This window comes from Achromobacter sp. SIMBA_011, assembly GCF_046535435.1.
Lineage (GTDB): Bacteria > Pseudomonadota > Gammaproteobacteria > Burkholderiales > Burkholderiaceae_B > Achromobacter > Achromobacter dolens.
Map to the genome: position 1 here is coordinate 1 of NZ_JAWRWN010000445.1, position 272 is coordinate 272.

A 272-nucleotide genomic window follows, 5' to 3' on the forward strand; every position below is an offset into this window, starting at 1 on the left:
GGTTTTATAGGCTTGGTACCCATCGACCTGAAGCACGCCGGCAAACGACGACAATTGCCCCTCGACCTCGCGAGCGCTGCGGCTTTCGGCAAAAGTATAGGCCACCGCCGGCGGCGCCGGACCATTCCATGGGCGATCGTCGATCGCTTGCGCCCACAACTGGCAGACCTTGGTTCGTTTGCGCCCCGGATCGAGCCGCGGAAGCGGTGTCTCGTCACAGAACACCCTTGGCTGGGAGCGGATGAAGGCTAGCAGCGCATTGTAGAGAAGCT

Annotated in this window: 1 protein-coding gene; it reads right to left on the reverse strand. The window is 61.8% G+C overall.

The genetic code is table 11. The features are described from left to right. A partial coding sequence (locus SB816_RS31650; RefSeq protein ID WP_410548202.1) for an IS66 family transposase occupies positions 1–272 on the reverse strand: 272 nt, incomplete at both ends.